At 48.1% G+C, this 25,150-nt stretch carries 21 protein-coding genes; 5 read left to right on the top strand and 16 right to left on the bottom strand.

Annotated elements, in window-relative coordinates; genetic code table 11:
- Positions 1–59: 59 nt before the first annotated feature.
- Positions 60–1,637, bottom strand: coding sequence for a SulP family inorganic anion transporter (locus tag KDD36_01030; GenBank protein MCB0395202.1), 1,578 nt, complete (start codon positions 1,635–1,637; stop codon positions 60–62).
- A gap of 74 nt (positions 1,638–1,711) precedes the next feature.
- Positions 1,712–2,149, bottom strand: a complete 438-nt coding sequence (locus KDD36_01025; GenBank protein MCB0395201.1) for an OsmC family peroxiredoxin — start codon at positions 2,147–2,149, stop codon at positions 1,712–1,714.
- Between the two features lie 228 nt (positions 2,150–2,377).
- Here KDD36_01025 and KDD36_01020 point away from each other — a divergent pair, with 228 nt between their 5' ends.
- Entirely contained in the window at positions 2,378–2,971 is a 594-nt protein-coding gene (locus tag KDD36_01020; GenBank protein MCB0395200.1) for a DNA-3-methyladenine glycosylase 2 family protein, read from the top strand.
- A 261-nt stretch (positions 2,972–3,232) separates the two neighbouring features.
- On the opposite strand, the gene KDD36_01015 is transcribed toward KDD36_01020, so the two are convergent.
- The 4 genes from KDD36_01015 to KDD36_01000 all read right to left on the bottom strand — a co-directional run bounded on the left by KDD36_01015 (position 3,233) and on the right by KDD36_01000 (position 9,371).
- Positions 3,233–3,424 (bottom strand): cold shock domain-containing protein, encoded by a 192-nt coding sequence (locus tag KDD36_01015; GenBank protein MCB0395199.1) that lies wholly within the window; start codon positions 3,422–3,424, stop codon positions 3,233–3,235.
- A 117-nt stretch (positions 3,425–3,541) separates the two neighbouring features.
- Positions 3,542–6,784: a PKD domain-containing protein gene (locus KDD36_01010; GenBank protein ID MCB0395198.1), complete on the bottom strand. Its 3,243-nt coding sequence runs from the start codon at positions 6,782–6,784 to the stop codon at positions 3,542–3,544.
- A gap of 1,333 nt (positions 6,785–8,117) precedes the next feature.
- Positions 8,118–8,960: a hypothetical protein gene (locus KDD36_01005; GenBank protein MCB0395197.1), complete on the bottom strand. Its 843-nt coding sequence runs from the start codon at positions 8,958–8,960 to the stop codon at positions 8,118–8,120.
- A 3-nt stretch (positions 8,961–8,963) separates the two neighbouring features.
- Positions 8,964–9,371: a DUF1801 domain-containing protein gene (locus KDD36_01000; GenBank protein ID MCB0395196.1), complete on the bottom strand. Its 408-nt coding sequence runs from the start codon at positions 9,369–9,371 to the stop codon at positions 8,964–8,966.
- A gap of 43 nt (positions 9,372–9,414) precedes the next feature.
- Between KDD36_01000 and KDD36_00995 the strand changes: the two genes are divergently transcribed.
- Together KDD36_00995 and KDD36_00990 are read left to right on the top strand one after the other, a co-directional pair.
- Positions 9,415–11,160 carry a glycosyltransferase family 39 protein gene (locus KDD36_00995; protein MCB0395195.1) on the top strand — a complete coding sequence of 582 codons (1,746 nt, stop codon included), beginning with the start codon at positions 9,415–9,417 and terminating at the stop codon, positions 11,158–11,160.
- A gap of 102 nt (positions 11,161–11,262) precedes the next feature.
- Positions 11,263–13,353 (top strand): M13 family metallopeptidase, encoded by a 2,091-nt coding sequence (locus tag KDD36_00990; GenBank protein ID MCB0395194.1) that lies wholly within the window; start codon positions 11,263–11,265, stop codon positions 13,351–13,353.
- Between the two features lie 59 nt (positions 13,354–13,412).
- On the opposite strand, the gene KDD36_00985 is transcribed toward KDD36_00990, so the two are convergent.
- The 6 genes from KDD36_00985 to KDD36_00960 all read right to left on the bottom strand — a co-directional run bounded on the left by KDD36_00985 (position 13,413) and on the right by KDD36_00960 (position 17,830).
- Positions 13,413–14,213 carry a hypothetical protein gene (locus KDD36_00985; GenBank protein ID MCB0395193.1) on the bottom strand — a complete coding sequence of 267 codons (801 nt, stop codon included), beginning with the start codon at positions 14,211–14,213 and terminating at the stop codon, positions 13,413–13,415.
- 160 nt (positions 14,214–14,373) lie between these two features.
- Complete coding sequence (locus tag KDD36_00980) at positions 14,374–15,495, bottom strand: MBL fold metallo-hydrolase (protein MCB0395192.1); 1,122 nt, start codon at positions 15,493–15,495, stop codon at positions 14,374–14,376.
- A gap of 76 nt (positions 15,496–15,571) precedes the next feature.
- Positions 15,572–16,759: an MFS transporter gene (locus KDD36_00975; GenBank protein MCB0395191.1), complete on the bottom strand. Its 1,188-nt coding sequence runs from the start codon at positions 16,757–16,759 to the stop codon at positions 15,572–15,574.
- Positions 16,756–17,178: a hypothetical protein gene (locus KDD36_00970; GenBank protein ID MCB0395190.1), complete on the bottom strand. Its 423-nt coding sequence runs from the start codon at positions 17,176–17,178 to the stop codon at positions 16,756–16,758. Before KDD36_00970 ends, KDD36_00975 begins: the two co-directional genes overlap by 4 nt.
- A 27-nt stretch (positions 17,179–17,205) precedes the next feature.
- The gene (locus tag KDD36_00965; GenBank protein ID MCB0395189.1) at positions 17,206–17,415 is read right to left on the bottom strand and encodes a hypothetical protein; all 210 of its coding nucleotides are present in this window, start codon (positions 17,413–17,415) and stop codon (positions 17,206–17,208) included.
- 25 nt (positions 17,416–17,440) lie between these two features.
- Entirely contained in the window at positions 17,441–17,830 is a 390-nt protein-coding gene (locus tag KDD36_00960) for a DUF4359 domain-containing protein (GenBank protein MCB0395188.1), read from the bottom strand.
- 436 nt (positions 17,831–18,266) lie between these two features.
- Between KDD36_00960 and KDD36_00955 the strand changes: the two genes are divergently transcribed.
- On the top strand, positions 18,267–18,695 hold the full coding sequence (locus tag KDD36_00955; GenBank protein MCB0395187.1) for a peptidylprolyl isomerase: 429 nt from the start codon (positions 18,267–18,269) through the stop codon (positions 18,693–18,695).
- 63 nt (positions 18,696–18,758) lie between these two features.
- On the opposite strand, the gene KDD36_00950 is transcribed toward KDD36_00955, so the two are convergent.
- The 4 genes from KDD36_00950 to KDD36_00935 all read right to left on the bottom strand — a co-directional run bounded on the left by KDD36_00950 (position 18,759) and on the right by KDD36_00935 (position 24,385).
- Positions 18,759–19,721 carry a hypothetical protein gene (locus tag KDD36_00950; protein ID MCB0395186.1) on the bottom strand — a complete coding sequence of 321 codons (963 nt, stop codon included), beginning with the start codon at positions 19,719–19,721 and terminating at the stop codon, positions 18,759–18,761.
- Complete coding sequence (locus KDD36_00945; protein MCB0395185.1) at positions 19,721–22,615, bottom strand: HYR domain-containing protein; 2,895 nt, start codon at positions 22,613–22,615, stop codon at positions 19,721–19,723. Before KDD36_00945 ends, KDD36_00950 begins: the two co-directional genes overlap by 1 nt.
- Positions 22,616–22,640: 25 nt before the next feature.
- Positions 22,641–23,759 carry an ABC transporter substrate-binding protein gene (locus KDD36_00940; protein ID MCB0395184.1) on the bottom strand — a complete coding sequence of 373 codons (1,119 nt, stop codon included), beginning with the start codon at positions 23,757–23,759 and terminating at the stop codon, positions 22,641–22,643.
- A 65-nt stretch (positions 23,760–23,824) separates the two neighbouring features.
- Positions 23,825–24,385, bottom strand: a complete 561-nt coding sequence (locus tag KDD36_00935; protein MCB0395183.1) for a phage tail protein — start codon at positions 24,383–24,385, stop codon at positions 23,825–23,827.
- Positions 24,386–24,795: 410 nt separating this feature from the next.
- Between KDD36_00935 and KDD36_00930 the strand changes: the two genes are divergently transcribed.
- Complete coding sequence (locus KDD36_00930; protein ID MCB0395182.1) at positions 24,796–25,125, top strand: winged helix-turn-helix transcriptional regulator; 330 nt, start codon at positions 24,796–24,798, stop codon at positions 25,123–25,125.
- Positions 25,126–25,150: the final 25 nt, after the last annotated feature.

Raw genomic sequence — 25,150 nt, 5'->3', positions numbered from 1 at the left:
CTAAAAATGGATATTCTTTGTGAAAAAACCATATAAGAGAATATCATATTTGATAAATATCAGCAAATTAGTTCGGACCGTACGTAGTTCAATGCACCTTCAATTTCCTTAAATACTCTTTCTTGTTTGACATAAGTGAATAGGTTGTTGACTTCAAAATCTTTCATGAGTTCCTCACTTACGCCGGAAATTAACACACATGTTTCTTGCTTTTCAAAAGAACGAATAACTTCTTTAAGTCTGTGGTAGCCCGTTGCATCAATAAACGGCACATAACGCATCCTCAGAATAATGATGCCGGGCTTGACACGTAAGTCGGTCAATGTATCGGCAAATTGCTGAGCAGCGCCAAAGAATAGTGGTCCGTTAATCTCATATAACGTGACCTTATCAGCAGGGTAATTCAGTTCTTGCTGGAAAAGTTCATCCTCTCTTTTATGATTGACAATTGCGCCCTGAACCAAAAAGGTATCACTCATTCTTTTCATGAAAAGAAAACAGGATAACAGCAACCCGATTTCAATAGCCAGTACAAGGTCAAAAATAATTGTAAGTAGAAATGTAGTCAGAAGGATCAGTATCTCAAGGTTGCGGCTCCTTAGTATTGATACGAACTGACGCCATTCACTCATGTTATAAGCAACCACTGAAAGTATTCCCGCAAGACAACTTAGTGGTATGAGTTTGGCGTATGGAGCCAATGCTATCATGATGATCAGAAGGGTAAGCGCGTGTACAATCCCGGCAACGGGGGTTCTTCCTCCATTCCTTATGTTGGTGGCTGTACGTGCAATGGCTCCTGTCGCAGGGATACCTCCAAACATCGCCGATATGATATTGGCACCACCTTGTGCCACCAGCTCTATGTTGGGTCGGTGCCTTCCCCCGATCATCCCGTCTGCTACCACGGCCGATAAAAGTGATTCGATCGCTCCTAATAATGCAATGGTAATAGCGGGCCTGATTAACGAACCCATGGTGTTGAAGTCTACTTCGGGAATCACCGGCAAACTCAGACTGCCCGGGATTTCACCGAAACGACTTTCAATGGTGTCAACAGGCAGGTGGAAAACGTAAACGGCAATTGTGGAGAGGAGAATAGCGATGATAGACCCCGGAACCATTCGAGACAATCTGTGAAAGCTCGCGGTAATAATAATAGTGCCGGCAGCAATCCCCAAAGCATAGATGTTGAGGCTGTTTATATGCGAGGTGTATGATCTCCATTTTTCCACAAATCCAGCGGGAATATGGTCAATCCCTAACCCCAACAGTTCATTGATTTGCGAAGAAAATATCACAACCGCTATGCCACTGGTAAAACCAATGATCAGTGGATGTGGGATAAAACGAAGGTACTTACCTGCACGAACCAACCCCAGAGCGATTAAGAGAAAACCGGCCAGGAACGTTGCTATTATAAGGCCACCTACACCGTGTTGCTGTACAATGCCGAATACGATCACTATAAAAGCTCCGGTAGGACCACCGATCTGGACCTTGCTGCCTCCAAAGATGGAAATAGTCAGGCCGGCAACTATCGCTGTTATCAATCCTTTTTCAGGTGATACTCCCGAAGCTATGGCAAAAGCAATAGCCAGAGGCAACGCTACGATGCCTACAACGATACCGGACATGACGTCGATACCCAGTTGCTTTCTGGAAATGCCTTGTTTTAGTAAAGTGAAAAACTTTGGCGTGAACTGCCCGTTCACGCAAGAACTGTCTGCAAACTTGCTTCCAGCACAATCTCTGCCGTGCTTCCGGCATACAAACGTGAGATGGGGCAGTTGGCTTTTGCTTTGGCGGTCAGTTCATCAAACTTTTCCTTTGAAAGTCCTTCGCATTTTACTTTGCTGTTCAGAACAATGCGGTTGATGACCGGACCGGTATCATCTCTTTCCAGCGTCACACTGGCAACGGTCTCAATGCTTTCAGGGTTCAGTCCTTCGCCAGAGAGCAAAGCGGAAAGAAACATGGAGAAACATCCTGCATGGGCAGCACCCACCAGTTCTTCCGGATTGGTTTCGGAGCCTTCCTCAAAACGGGAAGCAAAAGTAAACGGACCGTTATATCCGGTAAAGGCCATGGTGCCTTTTCCTTCTTTGAGTGTGCCGTTCCATACGGCATTGGCTTTTCTGATAGACATGGTTATGTTTTTTTGTGAACCCCGAAGTTACGAATTAGTAGATAGTAGTTAGTAGATAGTAGATAGTAGTTAGTGAGGGACGCTGCAGGCCCCACCCCGATCACAAGTTATGGCAGATGGATTATACCGTTGGGAAAAGTTATCGCATTTTCGTGCGGGGGTAAATAAAAAACAGGAGTTTGTCTAATTTGGCGGCTGCGCGTAAGGCCTTATCAAATTTCAATGTCCATGAAGAAAGAAGAAATCCTTAACCATTTATCTACTGCTGATCCGGTGATGAAGCAATTGATCCGTGACCATGGACCATATACCCTTAAGCCTAAAGAACCCTACCACTCCTTGCTTGGGGCCATCGTTTCCCAGCAATTGTCTACCAAAGCTGCTGATACCATCTGGAAACGGATGATGGATGTCATTAATCACGATATGAATCCGCAAAACATATTAAGATACTCCCCGGATCAATTACGGGCCGCCGGATTATCCAATGCCAAAGCCAGCTGGGTGCTGGACTTGTCAAAACGTGTGCATGAAGGGATGGTGGATTTCCATGCCATGAAAAACATGGATGACGAGACGGTTAAAAAGAACCTGATTGAATTGAAAGGGATCGGAAGCTGGACCGCAGATATGTTCCTGATGTTCTCCCTTAACCGGATGGATATCCTTCCGGTAGGTGATGTGGGCATTCAACGGGCGATACGGGAACAATACGGCTTTAAATCCGGCCCCTCCGAACGCACGATGAACCGCATATCTAGCCCATGGAAACCTTACCGGACCATCGGTTGCTGGTATTTGTGGCGGTCGTTGGAAAGTTAGTTTCTGGTTTAAAGTTTAAGGTTTAAGGTTTAAAGTTGCCGTACCGTATGCTTGTCGTTACCCGAAGTGTAGCAATTTCCCAACCAGCCTGCCTGCGCAATGGCTAATGCTTCGGCTGGCAGGCCAGCCTGCTATCACAATGGCTGGCGCTTCGGCTGGCAGGTCATCACATCACCAAATCACCACCTCACACCTAGCAACATCCACAAAAAAAGCCCGCTGGTACCAGCGGGCTTCAGTTAAAAGTTTAAGGTAGAATGATTAAACGACTTTCACGTTTACTGCATTCATGCCTTTTTTTCCTTCTTTGAGTTCAAACTCCACTACGTCACCTTGTCTGATCTCATCAATCAATCCCGATACGTGTACGAAGTATTCGTTCTTTGACTCGTCTTCATTGATGAAACCAAAACCTTTTGTTTCATTGAAGAACTTTACTGTTCCTTTTTTCATTATTGTATTGTACTGTTAAAAAATGTGTTAAGAGCCAAAGATAGTGTTATTTCCGACATTGCCAAATTTCCTTTTCAACCATTCAAACCATATTTCGAATGGAAATGACCGATCAACTCATCGTACAACACTAACATGGCCTATTCTTTTCCATGGTTCGCCATTGCAATCCACCGCTTTGATCAGCCAGATATATACGTCTTCCTGGACGGGATCCGGGCCGTTATTCGCTGTTCCATCCCAGCCTCCGGTCAGTGAGGTGGTCTGGTAAATCAGGTTGCCCCATCTATCGAAGATATACATCTCCAGTTCGCAATAACCGTAATGGACCGGTCTGAAGATGTCGTTGACGCCGTCTTCGTTCGGAGAGAAGACGTTGGGTACATAAATGGAAGAGATGTCCTTCACACAAACATCCCTGTACATGGTGTCAATGCAGCCATACTGGTTCTCGATGATCAGTCTTACTGTATAGCAGCCAGTATCCTGGTATGTATGGTTCGGGTTCTGGATGAATTCAGCCGATGTGCTGTCGCCGAAATCCCATTCCCAGCTCACGGCATCCGTGCTCTTATCAAAGAAATCGATAATGGGGTCCAGCACGGAGACCTCTGTAGGGTTGCTGATAAAGTCTGCAGTTGGCCATGGATACCCTTCGATATAACAATCTTTGGTAAGTGAACTCACACACCCTTGCGGTGATGTGACGGTCAGGGTGATGTCATAACATCCTGGTATGGTAAATACATGGCTCGGGTTGCAGTCGGTTGAGGTGCTGCCGTCTCCGAAATCCCAATAGCATGTACCGGTGAACTGGGAACAATTCGTGAATTGCTGAGTGAGCGGTACGCATCCGGTAAGAGAGTCGCTGAAGCAGACCACCGGTGCAGGGTAAACACTCACCTGGGTGCTGTCACAATGCTGGCAACCACCTGCATCTGCAACACATTGTATGACCGTATAGGTGCCCGTGTCCTGATAGGTATGTGGTTGATCTCCGCATGTTGTTGAGGTTGTGCCATCACCGAAATCCCACAAACAGGTAGCGACATTTCCGGTGGACAGGTCAGTGAAATCCGTTGGAGTTCCCAGGCAAACATTCGTGCCGGTGATACCTGCAACCGGACCCGGAATATTGATGAGACTCAGGCAGGTGTCAATGGTACATCCATTGTCGTCTGTGGCCGTGACACAATAGGTTCCTGCAGGAAGCCCGGATATAGCAGAGGTAGTGGCATTGTTATCCCAGAGGTATCCAATATTTGGTGTGCCACCGGAGGCAGAAATGGTAGCCGTTCCATTTGAGTTTTCACAGCTTTCATCGGTGGTGGAGCCGGTGATCACCAGTGGTGCAGGCTCGTTAATGATAGCCGATATTGTTTTCGTACAACCACTGGCATCCGTCACAGTAACTGTATAGGTCCCTGCGGCAAGACCTGTTGGGTCTTCCGCATTTGAGCCATTGCTCCAATTGAAAGTGTATCCCGGGTTGCCTCCGCTGGCGGTCAGGTCGATGCTTCCGCTTTGATCTCCAAAACACGGATTATCAACCGTGGTCACGGACAATACGACGGCTGAAGGTTCGATCACTGTGTCGGTGATGCTGATCGTGCAGCCGTTCGCATCGGTGACCGTTACGGTATAGATACCCGCCGATATACCCGTCAGGTCTTCGGTGGTTGCGGTGTTGCTCCAGTTGAAAGTGTATGCCGTTGTACCCCCGGAAACGGTCAGGTTAATGGCTCCGTCGGCCCCTCCGCAGCTAACATTCGTTACCACTGTGCTGACTACAAGTTGGGTTGGTTCGGTGATCACTACCTGATCGGTGATGGTGCATCCGTTGGCGTCTGTTACCGTAACTGAGTAAGTGCCTGCCGGCAGGTTGGATAAATCCTCGGTGTCATTATTGTCACCGGTTCCGTCGTTGTCCCAGTCATAGGTATACGTTGATGTTCCTCCTGAGACGGTAAGGTCGATTGACCCCAAAGCATCTCCGAAGCATGGGTTGTTAACCGACGTATGGCTGATGACCAATGCGGGTGGTTCGTTAACGGATGTACTTCCGATAGCCTCACAACCCGAGGCATCTGTGACGGTCACATCGTATGTTCCGGCACACAATCCGGTAATCGTGTGGCTGGTTCCGTTCCCTGTTGCACCATTGGACCAGGTATAGGTATATGGTGGTGTACCGGGTACGGTCACGTTGGCGGTAGCAGTTCCCGTGCAATCACCAAAGCAGGCGACATCTGTTGAGTCGAGTTCAATCTGGTGTCCGTTGGTATTGGTTACGGTAACGGATGCTGTGGACACGCAGCCTGCATCGCTGGTTACTGTGACAGAATAGGGCCCGGCGCAAACGTTGTTGCAGGTGGCAGTTGAGCAACCACTGCTCCATTGATAGGTGTATGATGTGGCGCCGGATGCATTAACAGTAATGCTACCATCGCAGGCGCCGCAGGATGTTCCTGTCATGGAGGTGGTGAGCGTGGGCAACGGGTTGACAGTGACCGTGGCAGTGGCCTGGTCCGTAAACCCTGAGCCGTTGGTAATGGTTACAGTATAGTCGGTGGTTACGGTTGGGCAGACCTGGTGCGGTCCGGCCCCGGTAAGTGACGGGTCATGGCTCCAGCTGAAGGTAAAGGGGCCTGCGCCGGATACGATGGTGGCTTCCAGGTCCGTGCATTCACCTTCACAGATGACGTCGCCGGTAAGATCCACATCAACGCCGCATTCTGAAATCGTTACGGTGTGTGTGATGGTGTGGGTGCAACCATCCGGGCTTGTTACCGTGAGTTTTACGGTATAGGTGCCGGCGGTATTGTAGATGTGGGTTGGGTTCTGGTTGGTATCATCTATGGTACCGTTGTTATCAAAGTCCCATGACCAGGTATCCAATGTTGTTCCAGAGGCGGTTGAGTTGTCCGTAAAGTTGATCACGTCACCAATACAACCGCTGGTAGCAGTGAAATCTGCCGTCACGGATTTCGGACCGATGACCACGGAGGTGTCAAGTACGGCGGAACAGGAAACACCCGTGTATGGTGTCACGGTTACATAGTAATCATCGGTGACCGGAGGGTTGATGCATTCGGTGGTTTCACCGGTAGACCATTGGTAAGATGCTGCACCGGCAGGGGCGCACAGTGTTGTTTCACCGCAGGGGACTTCCGAGCCTACGAGGATGTCAAAGGAGTTACAACTGAGGTCTACATATCCATAGCCGTAGTGTCCTCCCTGTGAGCAGTCTCCGACAATGAATTCAAAAGTGACTCCTGACCGATAAAGGCATCCAACGGAACAAATACCGTTGTCCAGTTCTTGTACACAAACTGACTGAATGCACCTCCGGCGACCCATCCGTCTTTGCCGTCTCCTGAGTAGGCCTCATAGTTTCCGCATGGGATCGTATTGCCATTGGAATCGTAAAAGTTGATCTTGATAAAAGGTTTTTCTCCTGCTGTATGGCTTGTACCGGGATCCTGCAGTACAGCCGCCCAGTGGTAGATAAAGTTTGCGTTTGCCTTACTAACCCTGAAAGTTTGAACGATGCTGGCTGCCTTGCCACCGGTTCCGGTCTTATCGCCGATCAGGGCTGTGCACCCGCCGCCGCCAGGAAATACTTTTGGAATCACATTGCTGACTTCATCTATGCCACCGTTCACAATATAGTGGTGGCTATTGGTTGCACATGGACAACTGGTGCAGGTACAAACACCATTGATCGTAGAAGATCCCGTACAGCCATTTCCACATTGGGTTTGCCCGTTACCCAGGTCGCATCCGCAGGTCGGGTCCGGTGGTGGCATATTGGTGCACTGGTTGGTGACTTCGCTGCACCAGACATTGGTGGAGGTGATGTTCACCATTTGGTATGGATTAGGATTCACTTCACCTATATAGGTTTCCCAGCCGGTGAAGTCACACGTTTCGAAATCGGGGTTGTTGCAATCATCTCCCGGGCCCTGAGGTGTCCGTCTGAACTTATCCTGGCTTAGCTTGATAGGGTCAATAGGAGTGACTGCATTGGTATTTGCAGATTGAGTATACCCGGAATTCTTAAAGTGTCCGATCATGGATTCAGCAAGACGGTCAACCGTTTCCTTTAATTCAGCCGGGGTGACGGATGGTTTGCCTGCCAGTTCATAGTACATGCCATCCGTGATCAGGTAATAGTGTTTGAAGTAGAACTCATGCATGGAAGCAAATTCCGGATGAGCGTCCCTTAGTCTCCTGAAGATGGCTTCCTTGAGTTCAATGTTCAGGAAATGATAGTCGAGAACGACTTGTGTTTGGATGGCCTCTTCTGCCATGATTTCATCCCAGGAGGGCAATGATTCATGGTGAGAATGGATTTGTGCCCTGATGTTTGTAGCGCACATCAACAGGAATACAATGATCAGGTTACGGACATGAACATTCATTTCGTTCAACGTTTAGGTTACGAAATATTTAGGTTTCCGATCTAACGAAATACCCGCTATATTCGACCATGGGTTTAAACACCCGGTCGGTTCGTGAAGCAATAAATACAGAATTACACTCTAAGTCTCTACCAATTATGCCTTGGGGGCATGGAACGAAATTACTAAAAAAATTTTAGTTTTCTAAATAAAGCCACACCTCGTAATTATTTACGAGGTGGGGAACCGAAAGGTTAGGTGTTTCGACCTCTTTCCGGGGTTGTGCTTGATTAACGAAGCTGAACATGCACATGGTCGTCATGCCGCACGGCCTGGCAACCGTGAAATCTGATCTTGGTGGAGTGAAGGTTCAGCCGGGTTTTCAGGTGTGGTTCAATGAAGATTTTACCTATGAAGGGTTCTCCGGCAAGCATGTTAACCAGCGTTCTGGTTCTGGCGGAGTCAAAAGGCATTTGCCCTTTTTTAGATTGCGGTACCAGTTTTTCAAGAAGCCCGTATTGCCGGTATCCTTGCGCAGCACAGACGGATGGTTGATCAAATTCATTTCTGGCAGGTCCTTCGTAAACGCCATATCCTATGGGAGAGGGACAAACACCGTTTAACTCAATTCCCTTCTGTGTATAAAAAAATGCCAGATCTACCTTCTTACCATCATTGTGGCTGAGGTGCGGAAACAACGGAAACTTGTTAATGAACGGGAAATTGGCATCCAGGTAACTGATCGACGTTCCGGGGTATTGCTTCTGAAGTTGATCGGCGACGCGTTCAAGAGATGCCCTCAGTTCCGGTTTGACGTAATGGCGGTTCAGCAGACAGGTAAACAGTGTCAACGGTTTAAGGTTGTTATTCCCGAATAGAGGCAATGGCACCCTGCCAAGGCGAACGGCCAGGGGAGGGACCAGCGTCACCACCGTGATCAGGTAGGTAAGAAAGAAAAGGACGGTTTTTCCGGTAAGGCGTTTCCAGTACCCGGCGTATTTTCGGTTAATTATTTTGAAAAGGGGAAGGCAGGCCAGGTAGATCAGTCCCCCTACCTGGGTTCCCGTCGTAAGCGAGATAAACAGGCAGAGATGGATAGCGAATCGGAAAAAGGGTTTCCCCATCAATCTCATATGCTAGCTCTTTTTCTCTTTCTTCATCACCCTTTCCTCATTCTGCTTTTTCTTAAAGCGTACGATTTTTTTGATGAGGTTCTTCGGCAATGGCTCTCCCGGTATGAAGTGGATGGTGGATCCGGAAATGCGCAGGCCTTTGAGGTCTTCCTTCAATTCCTTTTGCAGTGCGGTGTTCATGGCATACAGACTGCAAAACTTTTTATTTACACCAATGCCAACCAACATATAATGGTACTTGAAACATGGCACACGGTAACTGATCATCTCTTTTGCCTCAGGTGCCACGGACAGGATCAGTTCGCGGAGTTCGGTCAGCGTTTTTTTAAATGGAGCCGCCTGACTGTTTATATATTCATCTACCGTTTCGATGGATGATTGCTTCATGGGTTGATCTGAACTTGTCCGCATAAATACAAGATAAGCAAATCACATCAAGATATGCACAACCCGCATGGAGAAGGCATTGAAATACATTCATCATTCATCTCCTTTTGAACCTTTATATTTGTTTCTCATGTCATCACCGGGCAGTACATACCGACTTCTTTTCCCATCATTTCTGATAGGCTGGACGCTACTTAATCTATTCCAGGCCGCATGGGTGGAGCTGGCACATGATGAGGCTTATTACTGGACATGGTCTTTGTTTCCCGCCTGGGGATACATTGAGCATCCTCCGATGGTGGCGCTATGGATCAAAGCAGGAACCAGCATTTTTCACGGAGAACTGGGTGTTCGCTTCCTTACGGTAATCGCCTCAACCCTGGTCATATGGCTATGGGCGCGAATGCTTTCTTTTAAAGATCCTCTTTTATTGATCGCTCTCATATCTTCCAATATCCTGTTGAATGCCGGAGGCTTTGTTACCGCTCCCGATAGTCCGCTGGGTCTGGCGGTCACTTGCTATTACATGGCATTGAGAAAATATATGGAGGCACCAACACCGAAGGCAGTTCTCTTTATGGTGCTCAGTATTACCTTCGTGATGTACAGTAAGTATCATGGTGCCATTGTGATCCTCCTTACGGTGATGGCGAATCCGTCCTGGCTGATGAGGCGTTCGTTCTGGCTGATGACACTGGCCTCCGTTGTGTTATATCTGCCGCACCTCTGGTGGTTGAACAGCAGGGGAGCTGATGGTATCGGTTTTGCCCTGAACGGAAGGTTTGAAGGCACTCCGAATATCATGAATGTATTGGATTACCTGAGCGGTCAGGCCATTGTGATGGGACCGTTGAGCGGATTGCTTATCTGGTATGCTGCCTTGCGTCATCGTCGTGACAATCCCTATGAGCGTACCCTTAAATTTATCCTAGCAGGCATCTTCCTTTTTTTCCTTGGATGGTCGATCCAGGGAAAGATGGAAGCCAACTGGACCGCGTCGGCCTTGTTTCCTTTGATATACCTGGCCCATGGATTTTTATCTGAACGACAGGATTTGAGAAAAGTATTTTTATGGATAGCAGGTCCGGTTACTGCTTGTTTGCTCACCGTTAGGTTGATGATGTTTTTTCCCGATGCTTCTTTTGGTCCGATGAATGAAAAGTTGTCTGAATTTCATGGGTGGAAGACCTTCGCCGGGAAGATCATGGACAGGGCCGGTGGTCGTCCGGTTGTGGCCGGCGGATATCAGCTGGCGTCCAAGTTGTGGTATTACGGAGGGGAGCAGGTTATGCCGCTGAACATCAGCCGCCGCCCCAACCAGTTTGACCTGACAAACGGATATGATGAACTGGAAGGTCGTTCGGTGTTGTTGGTGGATCAGTACTTACTTGGCGGTGATACCATGGTCAGCCCGACCGGCATACCCTTACGTGTTCAGGACCTTCATGCTTTTCATGACTGGAGAGCTGTGAAGATCAGTGCGGTGAAGATCGCTTCAACTTTCCACAAAGATCGTTATGCCGGAGCCACGCTTAGTATTGTTATTCCGCCGGGAAAAGTCATCATGCCACCTGGTCCGGAAGATCACCCGATATTTATTTCAGCTGATTTTCGGGATATAGAGCACAATGAACTCATCACCTGGGATGCATCGGTGTTTGATGTGGATCGTCCCTGGCAGGATACCGTTGTGCATAGGGTGCGTATTCCCACGCCGGAGAAGCGAGGGGTTTATATGCTGAGCTTTCACCTGAGTGAGTTGCAGGAAACCCGGTGGGCGTCCAGCCCTTCCTATGAAGTTCTTGTCAAGTAAGTTCAACCTGCTGCAACATCGCATAATTATTACCGTCTGTTGTTCGGAATCTCCAAAAGGATTAATATCTTGGGGCTCCCTTAACGTTTCAAAACTAATTCTATGCAACACCCATTTACTAGTCCCGCAAGGGTTCTGGCCTATTCGTTGGCCCTGATCATGACCGCATGCGGTGAAGGAAAAAAAACCACCGGCGAAGAAACTGCAGGTGAAAGCAAGCCGGCCGGTCCCGTCGGTTTTGATATTGCTTACATGGATACGACAGTATCGCCATGTGCCAACTTTGAGCAGTTTGCCGTTGGGAACTGGATCAAGAACAATCCGGTGCCTTCAACGGAAAGTCGCTGGGGTAGCTTTAATATTCTGGGAGAAGAAAATAATGAACGGCTCAAAGGTCTGCTCGAAGAACTGTTGCAAAAGGAAAACCTGTCGGTGGGAAGTTATGAGCAGGTTGCAGCCGACTACTATTACTCCGCACTGGATACCGATAATATTGAAAAGAAGGGCGCTTCAGACCTCAAAGCCCAATTGGAAGAGATCAATGCCATTACCTCACTGAAGGAACTGACCACGCTTTCTGCCAACCTTCAAACCAAAGGAGTGCGTAATCTTTTCGGCTTTTTTGTAGCTCAGGACGATCGCAATAGTTCACAATACATTTCTCAGCTTTATCAAGGTGGTTTGGGGCTTCCGGATCGCGACTACTATTTCAATACCGATGATCGTTCCAAAATGATCCGGGATGAATACCTGAAGCATCTGGCTACCATGTTCAAATTGATCGGTGCCGATGAAGCCACTGCAGCCGCCAAAGCCAAGACCGTAATGGACATTGAAACCAAACTGGCGAAAGCTTCGCGCACCCGGATTGAATTAAGGGACCCGGAAAAGAATTATAACAAGATGCCACTGGCCAAGTTGAAAAGCCTTGCCCCTTCATTGGACTGGGATGCTTTTCTGGCCGGAGCGGGTGTGAATAGTGAAGTGGCAGGAGAGTTTGTGGTAGGACAACCGGAATTTTTCAAAGCGCTTCAGGTGACCCTGACCAATGTGAAACTGGATGATTGGAAAACATACATGATCTGGCATCTGCTGGAACATTCCTCCGTTTACCTGAGCAGCGATTTCGTGAATGCGGATTTTGCATTTTACAATACCGTATTAAGGGGAACAAAAGAGCAAAAGACACGCTGGAAAAAGGCGCTCCAAATGACCAATGGTGCATTGGGTGAAGCATTGGGAAGGGCATTTGTGGGGAAATATTTTCCTCCCTCTTCCAAGAAGTACATGGAGCAAATGGTTGAAAATCTTCGCTCCGCTTTCCGTGAAAGAATCAACGGATTAACATGGATGAGTGATTCAACAAAAGCCAGTGCCCTGAAAAAACTGGAAGCGTTTACCTACAAGATCGGATACCCGAATAAGTGGAAGGATTTCAGTTCACTTCATATCGACCGGGAATCCCTGGTGTTGAACAGTCAGCGTGCGTCACAGTATGAGTTCAAGGAAATGGTGGACAAGCTGGGCAAGCCTATTGATAAAGACGAGTGGTTCATGTCGCCGCAAACGGTGAACGCATATTACAGTCCGAACCAGAATGAGATCGTTTTTCCAGCTGGCATTCTCATGCCACCGTTCTATAACCCGAACGCGGATGACGCTGTGAACTACGGCGGGATCGGTGCGGTGATCGGCCATGAGTTTACCCACGGGTTTGATGATCAGGGCAGTAAATATGATGGCAGTGGTAATCTGAATAACTGGTGGAGTGATGAAGACCGCAAGCGCTTTGACGACCGTTCCGGAATGGTGGTCTCACAGTTTAATCAATTCGAGGCGCTGCCGGGAGAGTTTGTAAACGGAAGCCTGACGCTCGGAGAGAATATTGCAGACCTGGGTGGATTGATACTTGCGTATTACGCACTTGAAAAGTCATACGAGGGAAAAGAAAAGCCTGCGGATATTGATGGATACAACTATCATCAGCGGTTCTTCTTCGGATGGGCCAATGTGTGGAAGCAGAACATCAATGATGCTGAGTTGAGTCAGCGTCTGGTCACCGATCCTCATGCACCCGGACGTCAGCGCATCCTCGGACCGCTTGCGAATATTTCCGAATTCAAGGAAGCATTCGGATGTTCAGAAGGCGATGCCATGGTGCAGTCCGGGGATAAGCGGGCTGTGATCTGGTAATAAAAGAAATCAATCGGATTGTAGAGAACCGTTCCTGAAAAGGGACGGTTCTTTTTTTATCAGGAATCCGGAGCGTACGTTGACCGTGCTTCTATCTCTTTTTGTTTCAACCATACCAGCCTGTCGTAATAAAGGGTATGGTATTTATCAGCCAGGTCTCCCGAATTCATTAGTTTATGTACTTCATATCCCAGAAAGTAAAAATCGATCATGGGCAGCCAGTGCAGTCCCCGGTAAACCAGAAATGGCTCGGTGATCCTGACCAATTCGGCAGCGGCCTGTAGATCGTTATTGCTCAGATTGAGGTGGATCATAAGGTTGCGAACGGTCACAATCCGGAAAGTGTCCTTCTTTGCATCCCAGTGATCCATGGCCATTTGTGCATAAAAGCAGGCAGAGTCATAACGCCCCTCCAGGCCATAAACTTTGGCGAGATCAAAATGACACACAGCCAATCCGTCGGTAAAACCTACAAGTCCATATAAATTTTCCGCGATGTGGATCTCATGTTTACCTTCGTTATAGCGCTCCAGTTGCCCCAGTAAAAGGCCCCTGTATTTTCGGAGATTGGCTTCGCTCAAAGTGTCTTTGACCGCATGCCAGATATACAAGGCTTTATCAATGTAGTTAAGTGCGGCGCGGTACTTACGATGTTGCTCTTCCAGTAGAAAACCCTTGTTCTGGATATAAAAAGTGATATGTCTGAGCTCGTTCTTTTCATCAAGGGTCAGTGGATAGAAGGCCAGCTTCTCCAGCAATTCATTCGCACGAACTTCGGATGTATCGGCATTTGATTGTCCATGTGCTCCGAATGAATTCAGAATTCCGGCAATAAAAATAATATAGACAAGCCTTCTCATTCTTCCATGACACTATTATCAGGCATCCTTTCCAACTTCCGGTCGGACGTATGCACTAAAGAAAGCGCAAAATTGGGAATATAGCAAGAAGTGTGGCTGTTGTATTGACCTTTTGAACATGGTGGAGCGGATAGTGAAGGGTGGAATTTATTCGTATGCGCTACCACCATTTTGAACCGGACTCCATCAAATGATCCAATAAAATCATCTCACCGATTTTGGGTGTGATAACGGGCATGTTCAGTTCCGATGCACTCTTTATCAGGCGTGTCGGAGGCTCATTCCATGCGTGCAAAGAGAGGGTAAAAGCGCCCCAGTGGATGGGCATCATAACCTTCGTGTTCAGGTCCACGGCCGCCTGTGCGGATTCTTCCGGCATCATATGGATGTCATGCCACCGCATATTGTACTGGCCGCATTCAACCAATGCCAGGTCAAACGGTCCGAACTTCTCACCGGTTTCTTTGAAGTGCGGACCATACCCGCTGTCTCCACTGAAGTAAATATTTCTGTTGCTTCCCTTGATCACCCAGCCCCCCCAAAGGGTGGTATAGCGGTCTGTCATCCCTCTTCCGGAGAAGTGCCGACTGGGTGTGAAGGTAAATGTGATGTGCTCATGGGATACGGTCTCCCACCAATTCAATTCATGCACCCGATCAGGTTCAATGCCCCAGGAGCGCAGGTGTGCACCCACGCCGAGCGGTACATAAAAGGCTTTTGTTTTATCCTTCAGTTTCATCACAGAAGGGTAGTCGAGATGATCATAATGATCGTGGGAGAAGATCACCGCATCAATCACCGGCAACTTTTCAAGTTCAATTGGAAGTTCATCTGAATAACGCTTTGGTCCGAGCCATGGATGTGGCGCACATACTTCTCCCAGCATAGGGTCCAGCAGGATGTTTTTACCCTCCAGTTGCAAAAGGAATGCCGAGTGGCCGAACCATAGAAGCCGGTCGGCCCTGTCATGATCAACAAGGGTTAAAGAGTCTACGTGCTCGATGGGAAGCGCATGTGCGGGTTCTCTGTTGGGAATGCCCTTGATTGTTTCTTTCATCCATCCGAGTATGACCTTCGGGCCTGCGTTCAGCTCAGTGGAGATCAGATTTTCAAATTTGCCATTGTTGTAGTGCCCGGATGCGCGATAACGTTCCTGGTCCGCCGAACTGTGACTGCCCCCGAATTGCGGACTCACTTTGGTGAATATTGTTGCCATGATAATGATGCTTAATATCAGTACAAGTGTTCCCGTGAGTATGCGTTTGAGTATTCTCCTGATCATGCTTTCCTGTTGAATGTGCAAAGGAAAACATTTCTATTCTTTTACGATATTATCAAACGGATACACTTCTGAGAAATCAGGCCATATCATGGACCTTCTGCTTTTTTCGGAACATTCCGATCAACCCCAGTGCAGGACCTAAGGCCAGGATCCAGTAGGCATCTTCCATGTGCCATACGTTCTTTAAAAAGTTCATAACCTGGATGCTCACTATGGTAATGGCAAAACCGATACAGTTTACCATCGTGAGTATCGTTCCACGGATTTCCGGTTGGGCATGGCGGGCGACCAGTGTTGAGAACAAGGGGGAGTCTGCCACGACCGACATGCCCCAGATCAGCATGCACGAAAGGAATGCTATGGAATTGTTCACGTGAAAGAACCACAATGACAAAATGCAACACAATCCGGAGATGGATAACGCCAGTGCCGCAGTTCGTTTCTCACTCCATCGTTTGGAAAGATACCCGCCTGCAACACAGGCAGGACCACCAATGGCAATGATGGCAAAAGACCATGCGGAAATGTGCAGACTGGCTTGTGAATGTTCCGAAACATAGGCTGTGAGCATCACCGGCACAAATGCCCAGAAAGTATATAGCTCCCACATATGACCGAAGTAGCCAAATGTGGCAGCCCTTAGCCGGGTGTCCTGAAACGCTGTAAACAGGCCTGCTGGTTTTAGTTTTTGCCCTGCCTTTCGGTATGGTCCGTCGCTTACCCGGGTTTTCATGAGTAGTCCGCCGAAGATGGCCAGGCATGTGGTGAGCATGAGAACCATCCGCCAGGGTAGTCCGGATGTCAACGCCTTTAGCAAATGAGGGAAAGCTGTGCCAAGCACGAGTGCGCCAACCAGGAATCCCAACGATGTTCCCAGTCCTTTTTCATAATGATCTGCGGCGATCTTCATGCCAATGGGATAAATACCGGCCAGAAAAAAACCTGTGAGAAACCGCAAAATGAGAAGGGTGCTAATGGTATTTCCTTCCCAGATCACACCTGCATTGAACATGCTGCCCAGCAATGCACTGATCAAAAAAACCTTTGACGGTGAGTATCGGTCTGCAATGGTGAGAAGGGCGAAAACAAGCGTGCCGGTGATAAACCCGAATTGCACAGCTGAAGTTAAATGTCCCAGGCTGCCAGCTTGAAGACCGAAATCCTTTACCAGATCTCCCATGACGGCGTTGCCTGCAAACCATAACGACGTGCAGCAGAATTGCGAGAGCACGATCGTGAACAAAGGAGATCTGGTGGATGTCATCTGATAAGCTTGGAGGATCGCATGGCTTGTATCACATTCAGGTTCCTGTCTTCCGCGAATTTCTTGTAGTCCGGTGTTTCCATTCCATAAATGGCGATCTTGCCTCGTGCATCAAAATGCACTCCCCATCCATAGCGTCTGGGCAAAGGGGAGGATCTGAAACATGGCTGATCCTTGGAGAAGAACACTTCTCTGGCGGTGTCATATTCCGACAGGCTGAGTTCGTTGTGCAGGGCATAGACCAAAAACAGAATGTCATCCGATGTGTACTGGTATGGATGTTTGATAATGCATTCATGTTGTATGGCTGCTGCAGTTAATCTGTCTTTTTCTGCCGGTGGGATTTCGCCTGTTTTAGCCGGGCAATCTTCTGCTACTGTAATAAATGTGTTTGTGTAGTTTGTGGTGTGGAGGTTCATTTTTCGGAGGTTAGGTGTTACATATATTTATGTGTCAAAAGCGAGTGTGCTCATACTTTTTGTGAGTTTTGGTTTTTGATCGTGATCAATAAAGAAGATCAGGAAATTCATACTGAAGGCTTTCAAGATCGTGGAAGAGTAAACCGGAGAAATATCCATGGCCATTTGGATAAGCAAAGAAGCGATAAGCACCAACCCAACGGCTGTTGCAATTTGCAGTGGAGGATATTGTTTCATGGAGGTTAAGAATTCAAGCGGTTAATTACAATGATTCCCAGTCATCTTCGGATAGTTCGCCATTGATGGCCTGGTCCACTTTTTCAGATAAGAACACATGACCGAAAATCCCCATGCCGATCACCCGTTCCCCGTTGTCGGTTTTTACCTTGGTGAGGGAGAAGAAGATGTAGTTGTCGCAGTCCACCAGCTTATCGGTAATCTCATTCATGAATGCTTTTCCGAACATCAGCCCCAAAGATTTGCCCATTCGTCCCAGCGCACTTTCCGGTTTATTTTCCTTGTCCACGTCTTTGAATTTCTTTTCCACTTTGGATTTTACCGCATCACGGTGTTTTTCTGAAGAAGGGTTGGTGGCAGCTGCAAGGATGAGCAGCAGGGCTGCCATTCCGAGTATGAAGGATGATTTTTTCATGGCATTTGTAAGTTCGGGGATGAAATTAGACAATTAGATATACCGGCGCGAATCATACGTCGAATAATTGAATGATTTATCAAATGCAAAAATGGCTCAAACATGTTGAGTATCCTGCATGCATTGACAATACAACATTGACGGAACAGAAGAGGTAAGCACATTCATCGAATTTTGTATTCACTAATTATTAATACAAAACCCAATGCCAACAAATTTGCTAACCCAAATCAACCACCTGCCCACCATCTACTATCTACTATCTACTATCTACTATCTACTATCTACTATCTACTGTCTACCGTCTACTCCCAAATTTGCTCTCCTCCATGTTTTCCATACCTTTATACTCCCGTGCCGGAAAAAGCTATGCCGCCACAGGACCCCCTAAGGAAGCAGTCGAAAGACGACTGCCAACATCGATTAATTTACAATCATGAGCGTAGCTAAAGACAAAGACACCGTAAAAGTTCACTATAAAGGAACGCTTCAGAACGGCGAAGTTTTCGACTCCTCAGAAGGACGCGATCCTCTGGAGTTTACAGTAGGAGAAGGACAAGTGATCCCTGGTTTTGATCAGGCGGTTGTTGGAATGTCCATAAGCGAGAACAAAACCGTTAATATTCCTTCGGCCGAGGCTTATGGTCCTGTGCGTGAAGAGTTGATCGGAGAGGTTGCCAAGTCCAACCTGCCGCCTGAGCTAAAACCTGAGATCGGTATGCAGTTGCAGGCGCAGCAAGACAGTGGCCAGCCTATGGTGGTTACCGTAACCGAAGTGAAAGAGGAGAGCATTGTTGTGGATGCCAATCATCCACTGGCAGGAAAAGATCTGACATTTGAGATCACCCTGGTGGAGATTGCCTGAAGAGCGTTCCCGGTTTCAATAAATTTTCATGACCATTTAAGGGCATTCCGGAAAGGTGTGCCCTTAAATGGGATCTGAATGTACAGGTGGAGTGCGTTTGGCAAGATTTTCAAACCGATCGCCTGCCGGAAAGCCAAGCCTTGAAAGGGCTATGCCTGTCATGATGCCTTCGTCCATAGAGACCACATCAAGCCGGACACACGTGGACGAGCCGCATTGGATGGTTACACCATCCACCTCATTGGAAGTGAGAATAGTTCCCGGGGAAGCAGGATTCGCTCCATGTGAAGGTAGCGGCGAAACCTGCGTAATTCGGATCTCCATGCCTTTGAAGGAGGCGATTGCCCCGCGGTTCCAGGGATTGCAGGACCGTACCAGTGCGGCAATATCTTCCGCATCGCATGTCCAGTCGACCAACAGGTCGTTCAACCTGGGTTTGTTCGCATGCCGCCCTTCGTAGCGTTCCTGAGGGATGGGTAGAAATGCCGGGTCGGTAATCATGGGCCACGCCTCTTTCAGTACTTCAACAGCGCGAAATGCCAGTCTGATCATGTGAAGCCCATGTGTCTCTCCGGGAGAAATCGGTTGTGTTTTTTGGAGATAAACGGGGCCTGCATCGAGGTCTGCTGTCATGCGATGTACGGCAATGGCGCCTTCTTTTTCTCCGTTCCGTATCTGCCAGAAAACCGGTTCGGCACCGCGATACTTTGGTAGCTTTCCGAAATGAAAATTGATGCTCCCAAGGATGGGCGCATTCAGAACATTTTCAGGAATGCGGTAAGGGAATGTGAATACCAGCGTGATGTCAATATTTGCCTTACGCATTATATCGGGTAACCTGGTTGACATGTCGTCCTGGCTGACCCTGACATAAGGAAGGTTCCCTTCATTGATCATATCCTGAACACGGATCGTTCCACTGTGATTCACAGATGGAATGACCACCAGACCCAGCATGCCGGATCGATGGATCTCTTCCAGCGCCGGAATGCCCAGGTAAGAATTTAAAAATACGGCAACCTTCATTACTCCCTGATCAGCTTATGCATAACCTTGTACTGACCTGATTCAAACGAAACAAAATACACACCCGGGCGCAACGCCGCTGCATCCATCGCATGTGATTGTCTGCCTCCTGATGCTGTACCGGTACCTCCGGCAACTGCTTTGCCCAGGATATTATACATCGTGATCCGGTATGTTTGACCTGCGGGAAGGGTAAAGCCCATGTTTATCTGCTGGCTGAACGGATTGGGGAAAACTTCCACCTGGTAAGGATTGCCACCATCGGCAATGCCGGTGATGATTACGTTCACAATTTCCGAACTGTCGCGACATCCGTTTGTGTCCAGCACATGAACGGTATAGCTGCCTGTTACAAGCGCAACATATGTTTTATTGGTAGCGCCGGGTATGGTATCGCCATTTAAAAACCATTGATAGGTGGTTGCAACCGGATTGCAGGTCAGAAGACTATCCGTTACCATTACCGTAGGTTCAACAGGCGCATAGCGTGTGACCATCACCGTGTCTCTGCTGGAGTCACATGGCCCCTGAATAAACCATTCGAAATAGGCTACGCTGGGTAGCGGAACCAGCACGGTAATTGAACTTTTCGGATCAAGTGAGTCCTGAACCTTGGCAGAACCCAGGATCAGTTTCCACCTTCCTGTGCCGTACTGCGGTACATTTCCATCAAGCATACCATCCGCACTGCAAATGAAGAAGTCATTGCCTGCATTGGCCTGGCTTGGGGGAGGTACGGTCACGGTAAACTGGCAGGTGGCCTGATTTCCACCGGCATCGGTCACTGTATATTGCTGTACTGTTTCGCCTGTCGGGAATGTGCTTCCTGATGTATACCCTGAGCCATCGGTTTGGGTGGTGATGGCTCCCGCACACTGATCGGTTCCTATCGGTGGGGTGTAGCTGAATACCGGATTGCAGATCAACGTATCCGTCCGACAGGTGATTACAGGTTTGGTGGTGTCTGTAAACAATACATTGAACGTGCATGTCGCCACATTGCCAGAGCCGTCCGTTGCCGTCATGGTCACGACCGCGTCTGCGGTGATAACAGTTCCAGAAGGAGGTGCCTGTGTCAGTATCGGGCTACCGTCACAGTTGTCCGATAGCGTAACGGAGCTTGTATAATCCCCAATGGTGGCCTGGCATGACCCGTTGACGTATGCAATCTGGTCCGAAGGGCACACCAGAACAGGACGTGTGGTGTCTGAAAAGTGCACCATAAACGAACAGGTGTCGGTATTGCCTGAAGCGTCTGTTGATGTCAGCACCACCATTGTGTCCGCGGTGATAATGTTTCCTGCGGAAGGAGATTGTGTAATCACAGGAGATCCGTCACAATTATCGGAAGAAGAAGCCATCCCGGTATAGTCGGGCAAAGATGCCTGGCAGGAGACATCCGCATAAAGGGATTGATCCGATGGGCAGGTGATGACCGGTCTGGTGGTGTCTGAAAAGGTCACATTGAATGAACAGGTGTTGGTGTTTCCGGTGGCGTCTGTTGAAGTCAGGGTCACAACCGTGTTCGCAGAGATAGGATTGCCCGCGGTAGGGGACTGGGTCACAACGGGAGATCCGTCACAATTATCAGTAGTGACAGCCAGTCCTGTGTAATTAGGTAAGGAAGTCTGGCAGGATGCACTTGCATAAACCGTTTGATCGCCCGGACAACTGATAGAAGGTCGGGTGGTGTCTGAAAAGACGACATTGAAATTGCATTGTTTGGTGTTCGCGGAGGCATCGGTGGCGGTCAGGGTCACAGTCACATCTCCTGTGACCGTGGTTCCCGGTGCAGGAGATTGCGTGATGGTGGGTGATGCATCGCAATCATCGGATGCAGTGGCAAGTCCGGTATAGTCGGGTAAGGATGCCTGGCATGATGAATTGGCAATGAGGGTCTGGTTACCTGGGCAGGTGATGGTCGGATCGGTGTTGTCCTGCACCGTCACCGTAACCGTGCCGCAGCTTCCCGGGGTTACACACCCACCTTCTCCGCGAATATAGTACGTGGTGGTTGATGCCGGAGAAACATTGAAGCTTGAAGTAGCTGTGGTTCCCAGAAGACTGCCACCGCAGCTTCCGGTGTAGACATTCCAGGCTGTGGCATCGTTGAGACTGCCGGTTATCTGAAGTGTTGAGGATGCCCCCGGGCATATGGTGGATGCGGTTGCGGTAACGGTAGGGATGTCGGGATCGGTGCAGGCAACCGTTCCTTCGATGCGGAGGTTGTCCATGTATATTTCTTCTGTTCCCTGATCTTGTGCCATGATAATACGAATTGACAAAGTAGATCCTGTAACCGGAATAGACAAGGTGAAGTCCTGAAGTGTTGAGGTCACAGCAGAGCCATCTCCTACACCGTTCATGTCGGTATCTAAAGCAAGACTTCCTAAACCTCCGGATACATTTCCTCGGAAGGTCGCAAATGTCGTATATGTGCCGCTGGTAGTGCCACTTCCGGGTATGATTGTGCCAATATTACCATCCATCGCGTACTGGAAAATAAGGCCGTCATTGTTCTCAAATCTATCCGCATTTGGGGTTTCTGTTTGAGCAAGCAAAACTTTTAATTCGAGTGTGCTGTAACCGGCTACATCGATATCCTGCAATTGCAGGATGGCCTGTGGTGAAAAGGGGTTATTGGTAGCATCATCAACATCTTCACCCACCCAAAAATAGGAACCATCTATTCCGCTCGAAACATCGCCTTCTAAATCTGCAAATGCACTTGTGGTTCTTAAAAAATAATCTCCGGAAACCACCGCAAATGTACCGGATGTATAACGACTTCCTTCTCCATCTGTTTCAAAGGATTCTGTGTGTAGATTTGTTTGAGCCACGCCGAAGGTGGACAGGAGGCTCATCAGGCAAACCAGGTAGGTGTTTGGTTTCATAGGATTTTGTTTTACATCAACATCATTAATTGCAAAAATAGGGTTCTTTCCAAAGGGTGAATGCCTGTTGGCGGCTTTTGAATAATTTCTCGTCCAGTGCTTCCGGGGAAGGAAGGATGTCGAGCCATTGCCAGGCATCCTGGGTATCACCCGTGGACCATTTCAGAAGCTGGTGGGAAGATTCTGTCTTCCCCAGTTTCGGTATAAATTGCTGAAAGCCCCGTGGACTTCTCCATGTGGCCAGTTTTTCATGCATCAACTGGTTTACAGGTGTGCCGGCAGAGGTAAGGCTTGCCAGAAATCCGCATTCATATCCAAGCAGGGCAAATACGGATGGGGGAGAAGGATGCGCATCCAAATAAGCGGTAACGAACGGATTGTCTTCGTTGGGTATAATGGCATGCATCCAGGAAGTAGCGCTGGTCAATGAAGTTCCGAATTCATGGTAAGCCAGATCTTTCGAAGCGGTCATGAGCGGACTGCAGAATACGGGTTGTGCATCCAGCATTTTTTCTTCGTGCAACATCTGAAGGAAAGGGCCGGCATCCGGATCGGAAAGGGAAAGAAATACGGCTTGAGCATCGGACTCTTTAATGGTGCTCTTTAAAATGTCCAGACCAAAGTCGGGTGCTGAAGGTTTTGGAATATGCCATCCGGTTATTTGAGCGCCACCTTCTGATAGTCCCTGGTCCAGGGCGTAGGCAGTTTGGTAGCCTCCGTCGTAAAATGTGCCGATATAAAATACTTTTTTAAGCCCCTGGGTGGCCATGTATTTTCCGAGTGACCAGGTGGATTGCCAGGCATCAATGGAGTGGTATACGACGTAGGGAGAATTCACTTCAGGCGGCAGATGTGCACCTGCATTGGTATGTATCAGGGTGCAGTTGCCATCGGTAAATAGTGGATAAATGGAAGAAGCAAGCGGGTTTGCAAACCATGCGATGATCCGGGTACACCCGTGTTGGAGCTGCAATTTCTGAATAACTCCCGATACCTTGTCGGGGTCTGATCCCTTGCCTATGCTTTCAAAATGAAAGAGATCTGAAAGCAAATGATTGCCCAGGCCCAGACGGAGTCCGTTCATGAAATCGGACGACAAATGGGGGTAAAGGGAGGAAGATGGCAATATGATTCCCAGTGCCATAAGAAATGTAAAGAGAAGAAAAAAGGAGGGGTGATGCAAATTTCCCCTCCTTTTCGGTTATGATTTTAGTTTCTTGAAGGAAAAATACCCATCAGGCAAATGATGTAATTCACCGTACAGAACGGCTGTACATTGCTGAATGGTTGACTGCCGCCATTGTTGCCAATGTCCACGGTGCCGGAGGTGGCTACTCCACCCAGTTTTTGATTACTTCCGGCCGAATCAATGTAAAGGTCACCTGAGGTAGGTTGTCCAAGAAAGTTTCCATTCGGGCGTGTGTCTTCTCCATCGGAATTGTTTACCTGTACCGTGGTGGTCAGGTTTGGAACAGCCGTGTGATTGTGTGACGGCATGTTCAATACGTTTAATGTGGTTTGCTCAATTCCACCTTTTTGTCCGAGCCTGTAAGTTGATAAACCGGGGCCGCTTCCGGCGTGAACGGCTACCCTTCCCCTCATATCGGGCAAGGCAAAAGTGGTTCGTCCGTCTCCTCCGTAGGTGGTTCCCAGTATTGAGAACAGCGCTGTGTTTTGTGAGATGGGTAACAGTTGACCATCACACAGGGCCCAGGTACGCGGGGCAAAGTTTCCCCCGAACATTCTGATTTCTCCAATCGTTCCTTCCATGAATCTTGTTTTTTAAAGTTAGTTATGTATGCTATTGAGCGGTCATTTATGCACCGCTAAATGTAAGCCAATTGAGATCAGAGATTTGCCATTTGTAAGAAATCAATTTTTTAAGCAATCCATCACGCTGGCTGAACTATGTCTTTTCTTAGATGTACTGGCGGTTGAAGACAATAGGAGGTAGGATGGGTTGTGTGTGAAATGGCTAGAATACCATCTGTTTCGGGTGAATGAGATAAGGTCTGCAGGCGCCTGTTCTCTATAAAACATTGTCTTTATACCAATTTCTTGTTGAATGATCTGCAAGTAATTGTACTAATATGTGAGTTGATCTTACCTGTTTGAAGAGCAAATGTGTCTTTTTTCTAAAAAAGTTTGGTAGTTATACTTATTAATCGTAATATTGCGATATGGGAATATCAAAGTCAGATGAATTTAGTCTTCGGGATAACCGGATAGCAGTGATTGCAAAAGCGTTGTCACATCCTGCAAGAGTGGCTATTTTGAGGTTTTTGCTTGAACAGGAATCCTGTTACTGCGGAGACATTGTGAATGAGATGCCTTTATCGCAATCTACCGTTTCTCAGCACCTCAAGGAATTAAAGAGCGCAGGTCTTATTAAAGGGAACGTAGATGGGAAGAGTGTGTGCTATTGTATTGATCTGGAGGCCTGGGGGAAGTCCAGGGAAATATTTGAAGCTTTCTTCAATGTGAAGCCATCCATGAAGGATTGTTGCTGAGCTTATGTATAATCGTCTAAATGCG

It is taken from the genome of Flavobacteriales bacterium (assembly GCA_020435415.1).
GTDB lineage: Bacteria > Bacteroidota > Bacteroidia > JACJYZ01 > JACJYZ01 > JACJYZ01.
The sequence above is the reverse complement of the archived record's forward strand: the minus strand, read 5'-3'. Positions and strand labels throughout refer to the sequence as shown.

Bases quoted from the DNA above. Each gene is read 5' to 3' on its own strand.
- KDD36_01030 (MCB0395202.1), bottom strand. From the start codon at position 1,637: ATGTCCGGTATCGTTGTAGGCATCGTAGCGTTGCCTCTGGCTATTGCT.
- KDD36_01025 (MCB0395201.1), bottom strand. From the start codon at position 2,149: ATGTCTATCAGAAAAGCCAATGCCGTATGGAACGGCACACTCAAAGAA.
- KDD36_01020 (MCB0395200.1), top strand. From the start codon at position 2,378: ATGAAGAAAGAAGAAATCCTTAACCATTTATCTACTGCTGATCCGGTG.
- KDD36_01015 (MCB0395199.1), bottom strand. From the start codon at position 3,424: ATGAAAAAAGGAACAGTAAAGTTCTTCAATGAAACAAAAGGTTTTGGT.
- KDD36_01010 (MCB0395198.1), bottom strand. From the start codon at position 6,784: ATGGGTCGCCGGAGGTGCATTCAGTCAGTTTGTGTACAAGAACTGGAC.
- KDD36_01005 (MCB0395197.1), bottom strand. From the start codon at position 8,960: ATGAGATTGATGGGGAAACCCTTTTTCCGATTCGCTATCCATCTCTGC.
- KDD36_01000 (MCB0395196.1), bottom strand. From the start codon at position 9,371: ATGCGGACAAGTTCAGATCAACCCATGAAGCAATCATCCATCGAAACG.
- KDD36_00995 (MCB0395195.1), top strand. From the start codon at position 9,415: ATGGAGAAGGCATTGAAATACATTCATCATTCATCTCCTTTTGAACCT.
- KDD36_00990 (MCB0395194.1), top strand. From the start codon at position 11,263: ATGCAACACCCATTTACTAGTCCCGCAAGGGTTCTGGCCTATTCGTTG.
- KDD36_00985 (MCB0395193.1), bottom strand. From the start codon at position 14,213: ATGAGAAGGCTTGTCTATATTATTTTTATTGCCGGAATTCTGAATTCA.
- KDD36_00980 (MCB0395192.1), bottom strand. From the start codon at position 15,495: ATGATCAGGAGAATACTCAAACGCATACTCACGGGAACACTTGTACTG.
- KDD36_00975 (MCB0395191.1), bottom strand. From the start codon at position 16,759: ATGACATCCACCAGATCTCCTTTGTTCACGATCGTGCTCTCGCAATTC.
- KDD36_00970 (MCB0395190.1), bottom strand. From the start codon at position 17,178: ATGAACCTCCACACCACAAACTACACAAACACATTTATTACAGTAGCA.
- KDD36_00965 (MCB0395189.1), bottom strand. From the start codon at position 17,415: ATGAAACAATATCCTCCACTGCAAATTGCAACAGCCGTTGGGTTGGTG.
- KDD36_00960 (MCB0395188.1), bottom strand. From the start codon at position 17,830: ATGAAAAAATCATCCTTCATACTCGGAATGGCAGCCCTGCTGCTCATC.
- KDD36_00955 (MCB0395187.1), top strand. From the start codon at position 18,267: ATGAGCGTAGCTAAAGACAAAGACACCGTAAAAGTTCACTATAAAGGA.
- KDD36_00950 (MCB0395186.1), bottom strand. From the start codon at position 19,721: ATGAAGGTTGCCGTATTTTTAAATTCTTACCTGGGCATTCCGGCGCTG.
- KDD36_00945 (MCB0395185.1), bottom strand. From the start codon at position 22,615: ATGAAACCAAACACCTACCTGGTTTGCCTGATGAGCCTCCTGTCCACC.
- KDD36_00940 (MCB0395184.1), bottom strand. From the start codon at position 23,759: ATGGCACTGGGAATCATATTGCCATCTTCCTCCCTTTACCCCCATTTG.
- KDD36_00935 (MCB0395183.1), bottom strand. From the start codon at position 24,385: ATGGAAGGAACGATTGGAGAAATCAGAATGTTCGGGGGAAACTTTGCC.
- KDD36_00930 (MCB0395182.1), top strand. From the start codon at position 24,796: ATGGGAATATCAAAGTCAGATGAATTTAGTCTTCGGGATAACCGGATA.